5 protein-coding genes and 1 pseudogene are annotated in these 6,551 nt (G+C 73.8%); 5 read left to right on the top strand and 1 reads right to left on the bottom strand.

Annotation, left to right across the window (positions count from 1 at the left end; translation table 11 throughout):
* Window positions 1-281: pseudogene (locus VIG76_RS00710) on the bottom strand (hypothetical protein); the annotation flags it as partial.
* Between the two features lie 91 nt (window positions 282-372).
* Between VIG76_RS00710 and fdhD the strand changes: the two are divergent.
* Genes fdhD through VIG76_RS00685 form a run of 5 tightly spaced genes read left to right on the top strand, consistent with a single transcriptional unit; the run spans window position 373 to window position 6,500 of the window.
* On the top strand, window positions 373-1,317 hold the full coding sequence (gene fdhD / locus VIG76_RS00705) for a formate dehydrogenase accessory sulfurtransferase FdhD (protein ID WP_331949993.1): 945 nt from the start codon (window positions 373-375) through the stop codon (window positions 1,315-1,317).
* 8 nt (window positions 1,318-1,325) lie between these two features.
* Window positions 1,326-2,411 (top strand): alcohol dehydrogenase catalytic domain-containing protein, encoded by a 1,086-nt coding sequence (locus tag VIG76_RS00700; protein ID WP_331949991.1) that lies wholly within the window; start codon window positions 1,326-1,328, stop codon window positions 2,409-2,411.
* Window positions 2,412-2,455: 44 nt separating this feature from the next.
* Entirely contained in the window at window positions 2,456-4,189 is a 1,734-nt protein-coding gene (locus VIG76_RS00695; RefSeq protein WP_331949989.1) for a dihydroxy-acid dehydratase, read from the top strand.
* Window positions 4,189-5,037, top strand: a complete 849-nt coding sequence (locus VIG76_RS00690) for a fumarylacetoacetate hydrolase family protein (protein ID WP_331949987.1) — start codon at window positions 4,189-4,191, stop codon at window positions 5,035-5,037. The genes VIG76_RS00695 and VIG76_RS00690 overlap by 1 nt, the downstream gene beginning before the upstream one ends.
* Window positions 5,034-6,500: an aldehyde dehydrogenase (NADP(+)) gene (locus tag VIG76_RS00685; RefSeq protein ID WP_331949985.1), complete on the top strand. Its 1,467-nt coding sequence runs from the start codon at window positions 5,034-5,036 to the stop codon at window positions 6,498-6,500. Before VIG76_RS00690 ends, VIG76_RS00685 begins: the two co-directional genes overlap by 4 nt.
* The last annotated feature ends 51 nt before the right edge of the window (window positions 6,501-6,551 follow it).

The following is a 6,551-nucleotide window of genomic DNA, read 5'->3' as shown; positions in this document are numbered from 1 at the left end:
GTGGTGGCCTCCTCGGCGACGGCCTTCGCGCCGTTCTCGCAGAACTCCGCGGTGTGCCGGCGGTGCGCGGGATCCGGCCACGCGCAGCCCATGCAGTCGAAGCCGGTGACCTGGTTGACCTTCAGCAGCGTCTTCGCGGTGCGGGTCGGCCCCATCTGGTCGAGCGCCATCTCCATCGAGTGGAGCACGGCGGGCGCGCCCACGGCCCGCTTCTTCGGCTTCGTGACGGTGAGCCTCGACTCGTCGATGTTCGCCTCGGCGCGTTCGGTCGCATCGGCCATGCGCAGGCTCCGTCCCCGCAGCCGCCCTCGGCCGCGTCCGGGCATCGTACGTCCGGGACCTGGCCCAGGATCCGGTGGCAGGCTCTGACCCATGAAGCGCGCAGCGCGGCGTCGCGTCGCCGCCGTCCGTCCCGGTGAGGCCCCGCGGATTCGGGAGGACGAGCTCGCGATCGAGGAGCCGCTGGAGATCCGCGTCGGCGGAGCGTCGTTCAGCGTGACCATGCGCACGCCGGGTGACGACTTCGACCTCGTCGCCGGGTTCCTCGTCTCCGAGGGCGTCGTCGTGCGCAGCGAGGACCTGCCCACGATGCAGGTCGTGACCGGCGTGGCCCGCTCGGGCGCGCCGACCTTCAACATCGTCGACGCGACCGTGCCGGGCGGCGGCCTCGCCGTCGCCGCGGCCCGGGCGCGGAACATCTACACGACGAGCTCCTGCGGGGTGTGCGGGCTCGCCTCGATCGACGCGGTGACGACCGCATCCGCCTGGCCCATCCTGCCGGTGGGGCTCATCGTCGACGACGTCGTGCTCGCCTCGCTGCCCGACCGGCTGCGGGCGCAGCAGCGGCTCTTCGACTCGACCGGCGGGGTGCACGCCGCGGCCCTGTTCGACCGGGACGGGAACCTGCTCGTGCTCCGGGAGGACGTCGGGCGGCACAACGCGGTCGACAAGGTGGTCGGCTGGGCGCTCCGCGAGGGCCGGCTGCCGCTGTCGGACGCGGTGCTGCAGGTGTCGGGTCGGGCGTCGTTCGAGCTCGTGCAGAAGGCGCGGATGGCCGGGATCCCGGTGTTGGCAGCGGTGAGCGCGCCGTCGTCGCTCGCGGCCGAGCTCGCCGAGGAGGCCGGCATCACCCTCGTCGGCTTCAGCCGCGGCAGCTCCTTCAACGTGTACGCAGGCGCCGGGCGCGTGCGACGCACCGGCGCCCGGCTTGACGGCCCCGCTCCGGCATCCGTACCGTCGAGCGAGCCGGATTCGTTGGAGCAGACCACAAACCGACCGGCGGGGAGCCCGATGACGCACTCGGCGGGACGGCCGTGAAGGCCGCGGTGCTGCGCGCCACCGGCGAGCCGCTGACGATCGAGGACGTCGAGCTCGACCCGCCCGGCCCCGGCGAGGTGCGCGTGCGCATCGAGGCCGCCGGCGTCTGCCACAGCGACCTGCACTACATGACCGGTGATCTGGCGGCGCGGCTGCCGATCGTCGTCGGCCACGAGGGCTCGGGCATCGTCGAGGCGCTCGGGCCCGCGACGAGCGGCCGGCTCGCGGTCGGGCAGCGGGTCGCGCTCACCTGGCGGCCGCGCTGCGGCGAGTGCGACGCCTGCGTCTCGGGCAACCCCGTGCTCTGCCGCTACGGCCGCGTCTTCGCGACCGAGAACGGCCTGTTCGACGGCACCACCCGGCTGCACCGCGGCGAGGAGCGCATCCATCACCTGATGGGCGTCTCCTGCTTCGCGGAGCAGGTCGTGGTCTCGGAGACGAGCGTCGTGCCCGTGCCCGACGGCGTGCCGCCGGAGGTCGCCGCGATCGCCGCGTGCGCCGTCGTGACCGGCGTGGGGGCCGTGCTGAACGGCGTCCCCGGCACCGCGGGGCGCCCGATCGCCGTCTACGGCGTCGGCGGCGTCGGCCTCGCCGCGGTCCTCGGCGCCGTCGTCGCCGGCGCGCATCCGATCCTCGCGATCGACGTGGACCACGGACGCCTCGACCTCGCCCGCAGCCTCGGCGCGACCCACACGATCGATGCGCGCGACGGCGGCGTCGCGGAGCAGGTGCTCGCGCTGACCGGCGCTGGTGTGCCGGCGCTGATCGAGGCCGTCGGCCGGCCGGCGACGATGCGCGAGGCGCTCGCCTGCCTCGCTCCCGAGGGGCTGCTCGTCGCGATCGGCCTGTCCTCCGCGGACGCCGTGGTCGAGGTGCCGATCAACGACCTCGTGCAGCGGCAGAAGCGCATCGTCGGCGGCCTCTACGGCCTCGCCAACCCGCGCCTCGACCTCGCGCGCATCTTCGACCTCCACCTCGCCGGCCGCCTCCCCCTCGACCGGCTGATCGGCGCGCGCCGCCCGCTCGCCGAGGTGAACGAGGCCTACGACTCCCTCAAGGCCGGTGCGCTCGGGCGCATCGTCCTCACCCCCTGACAGACCTGCAGCACGGCCGGCGACGGCCGGGAAGGACGGATGCGATGGCGGACCTCCGCAGTGGCCAGTGGTACGGCGGCGACGACCGGGACGGCTACATCCACCGGGCGTGGATGCGGCGCGGTGTCGCGGACGAGGGGTTCAGCCGCCCCCAGATCGCGATCGCGAACACCGCATCCGACCTGACCCCCTGCAACATGCACCTCGACGAGGTCGCGCAGGCGGTGAAGGACGGCGTGCACGAGGCGGGCGGCGTGCCGCTGAACCTGCCCGTCGTCTCGCTCGGCGAGACGCTCGTGCGGCCGACCGCGATGCTCTGGCGCAACATGGCCGCGATGGCCATGGAGGAGATGTTCCGGGCCAACCCCATCGACGGCCTCGTGCTCCTCGGCGGCTGCGACAAGACGATCCCGTCGCTGCTGATGGCCGCCGCCTCCGTCGGCATCCCCGCGGTCGTCGTGCCGGGCGGTCCGATGCTGAACGGCATGTTCCGCGGCAAGCGGATGGGTTGCGGCACCGGGGTGTGGCAGCTCTCGGAGGAGGTGCGCGCGGGCACCCTCTCGCGCGAGGCGTTCCTCTCGAGCGACAAGGCGATGATCCGCAGCAAGGGCCACTGCAACACGATGGGCACCGCCTCGACCATGGCGATCATGGCGGAGGCCCTCGGCATGACGATCCCGGGCGTCGCGGGCATCCCGGCCCCCGACGCGCGGCTGCTCGAGGCGTCGCACGCGACCGGCCGGCTTGCGGTCGACCTCGTGCGCGAGGGCCGCACCATCAACGACGTGATCACGCGGGAGTCGTTCACGAACGCGATCGTCGCGCTCGCCGCGTGCGGCGGATCCACGAACGCGGTCGTGCATCTGATCGCGATCGCCGGGCGCCTCGGCATCGAGCTCACGCTCGAGGACTTCGACCGGATCGGCGCCGCGGTGCCGCTGCTCGTGAACCTGCAGCCGGCGGGCGAGTACCTGATGGAGGACCTCTACAACGCGGGCGGCCTGCTCGCGGTGCTCGCCGAGGTGCGCGACCTGCTCGACCCGACGCCGATCACGGTGACCGGCAAGCCGCTCGTGGACTACCTCGACGACAAGCCCATCTGGAACCACGAGGTGATCACGCCCCGCGCGGAGCCGCTCATCCCGGCAGCCGGCGACGAGGGGGCGGGCGCCGGCATCGCGGTGCTCCGCGGCAACCTCGCGCCCGACGGCGCGATCATCAAGCCGGCCGCCGCGTCGGCCCACCTGCTGCAGCACCGCGGGGAGGCCATCGTGTTCGACTCGATCGAGGACTTCCACGCCCGCGTCGACGACCCCGACCTGCCGGTCACCCCCGACTCCGTGCTGATCCTCCGCGGCTGCGGGCCGCGCGGCTACCCGGGCATGCCCGAGGTCGCGAACCTGCCGCTGCCGCAGAAGATCCTGCAGCTGGGCGTGCGCGACATGGTCCGCATCTCCGACGGCCGGATGTCCGGCACCGCGTACGGCACCGTCGTGCTGCACGTCTCCCCCGAGGCCGCCGCCGGCGGCACCCTCGCCCTCGTCCAGGACGGAGATCCCATCGTGCTCGATGTGCCGAACCGCACGATCACCCTCGACGTGCCGGAGGAGGAGCTCGCGAGACGGGTGCCGTCACCGGCGCTCGTCGGCGGCTTCGCGAGCGCGACCCGCGGCTGGGAGCGGCTCTACATCGAGCACGTGCAGCAGGCCGACAAGGGCGCCGATCTCGACTTCCTCGTCGGCGCATCCGGGTCCGACGTCGCGCGGGAGTCCCACTGATGGCCGGGCTGGTCCGGCTCGCGACCGAGCACGGCATCGTCTGGGCGGCGCTGCACGAGGACGGCGGCGTGCCGCTCGGCGCCACCCTCGCCGAGCTGCTCGCCCTCCCGCTCGCTACGGCCCGTGCGCGCATCGACGCCGCATCCGGCGACCCCGTGCAGGGCCACCTGCTCGCGCCCGTCGACGCGCAGGAGGTCTGGGCGGCCGGCGTCACCTACGAGCGGAGCCGCGACGAGCGGATGGCGGAGTCGACCGAGGCGTCGATCTACGACCGCGTCTATGTCGCCGAGCGACCCGAGGTGTTCTTCAAGTCGACGGCGGGCCGGGTCATCGCGCCGGGCGAGCCCGTCGGCATCCGCGCGGACTCGGACTGGGACGTGCCGGAGCCCGAGCTCGGGCTCGTGTTCAACAGCGCAGGCGAGCTGTTCGGCTTCGTGCCCGGCAACGACATGAGCAGCCGGTCGATCGAGGGCGAGAACCCGCTCTACCTGCCGCAGGCGAAGGTCTACGAGGCCGCCTGCGCGCTCGGCCCCGCGATCGTGCCCGTCTGGGAGGCGACCGGCCCGTTCGGCATCGGCCTCACGATCAGCCGCAACGACGAGGTCGTGTTCGAGGGCAGCACGTCCACGGCCACGATCACCCGCGAATTCGCGGATCTCGGCGCCTGGCTCTTCGCCGCGATGCCGTTCCCGGCGGGCGCGGTGCTGCTGACCGGCACCGGGATCGTCCCTGAGGAGGGCTTCACCTTGGCCGCGGAGGATGTCGTGACCGTGGCGATCGAGCAGATCGGCACCCTGATCAACCCCGTCCGCGTCGTCGGCCGGGACCTGCGAGGAGGATCGCGATGACGGATGTCGACACCGTGACGGACACCACCGAGGCGGAGCTCGACGGGCTGCTGAACGCAGCGGTCGCCGCGGCGCCGGTGCTCGCGGCCACGCGGCCCTCGGCACGCGCCGGCTGGCTGCGCGCCGTCGCCGACGCCCTGGACGCGGACGCGGAGCGGCTCATCCCGCTCGCGGCCGAAGAGAGCCACCTGGGGGTGCCGCGTCTCACCGGCGAGCTGAAGCGCACGACCTTCCAGCTGCGCCTCTTCGCCGACGTGCTCGACGAGGGCGCCTACCTGCAGGTGACGATCGACCACGCGGATCCGACCTGGGGCATGGGCCCGCGGCCCGACCTGCGCCGCATGCTCCGGCCGCTCGGCCCCGTCGCGATCTGGGCGGCGAGCAACTTCCCCTTCGCCTTCAGCGTCGCCGGCGGCGACACCGCCTCCGCGCTCGCAGCGGGCACGCCCGTGCTGCTGAAGGCGCACCCCGGGCATCCGCGGCTCTCCGTGGCGACCGGCGACATCGTCGTGAAGGCCCTGCGCGATGCGGGCGCGCCCGACGGCACGTTCGCGCTCGTCACCGGCGTGGAGATCGGCCGGGCGCTGATCACGGATCCGCGGATCGCCGCGGGCGCGTTCACCGGATCGCTGAAGGGCGGCCGGGCCCTGTTCGACCTGGCGTCCTCGCGTCCGGCCCCGATCCCCTTCTACGGCGAGCTCGGCAGCGTGAACCCGTCGGTCGTCACCCCTTCGGCCGCCGCCGCGCGGGCGGAGGAGGTCGCGAGCGGCTTCGCGGACTCGATGACGCTCGGCGTCGGGCAGTTCTGCACGAAGCCGGGGCTGCTGTTCGTGCCGGCCGGCTCCGCGCTGCCGGCGCTGGTGGCGACCCGGCTGGCCGCGGTCGCGGGTGCGCCGATGCTGAACGAGTCGATCGCGCGCGGCTACTCGGGTGCGCTCGGCGAGCTGGCGTCGCACGAGGGCGTGTCGGTCGTCGCCGGCGGCGAGGGCGGCGACGCCCCGGCACCGAGCCTCCTCACGACGAGCGCCGCCGAGTTCCTGAAGGACCCGGAGACGCTCACCCATGAGGCCTTCGGCCCCGCCGCGCTCGTCATCGAGTACGCGGACACCGCGGAGCTGCAGCGCGCGATCGGCGTGATCGACGGGCAGCTCACGGCCACGGTGCAGGCCGTGGACGACGACCCGGACGCCGCGGCCGTGCTGCCGCTGCTCGCCGAGCGCGCCGGGCGCGTGCTCGTGAACGGGTGGCCGACCGGCGTATCCGTCACCTGGGCGATGCAGCACGGCGGCCCGTACCCCGCGACGACCTCGGTGCAGACGACCTCGGTGGGCACGGCGGCGATCGACCGGTTCCTCCGGCCCGTCAGCTACCAGGGCACCCCGGACGCGCTGCTGCCGGAGCCGCTGCGCGAGAGCAACCCGTGGAGCCTCCCCCGCCGCGTCGACGGCGTCCAGGAGCGCTGACCCGCCCGTTCATCGCGCCGTTCCGGAGTTCCTGGACGACACGCCGCCTTC

This window comes from Amnibacterium sp. (assembly GCF_036559085.1).
In the GTDB taxonomy this organism is placed as follows: Bacteria; Actinomycetota; Actinomycetes; order Actinomycetales; family Microbacteriaceae; genus Amnibacterium.
This window is presented reverse-complemented; position numbering and strand designations above follow the sequence as displayed.

Bases quoted from the DNA above. Each gene is read 5' to 3' on its own strand.
- VIG76_RS00685 (WP_331949985.1), top strand. From the start codon at position 5,034: ATGACGGATGTCGACACCGTGACGGACACCACCGAGGCGGAGCTCGAC.
- VIG76_RS00695 (WP_331949989.1), top strand. From the start codon at position 2,456: ATGGCGGACCTCCGCAGTGGCCAGTGGTACGGCGGCGACGACCGGGAC.
- fdhD (WP_331949993.1), top strand. From the start codon at position 373: ATGAAGCGCGCAGCGCGGCGTCGCGTCGCCGCCGTCCGTCCCGGTGAG.
- VIG76_RS00690 (WP_331949987.1), top strand. From the start codon at position 4,189: ATGGCCGGGCTGGTCCGGCTCGCGACCGAGCACGGCATCGTCTGGGCG.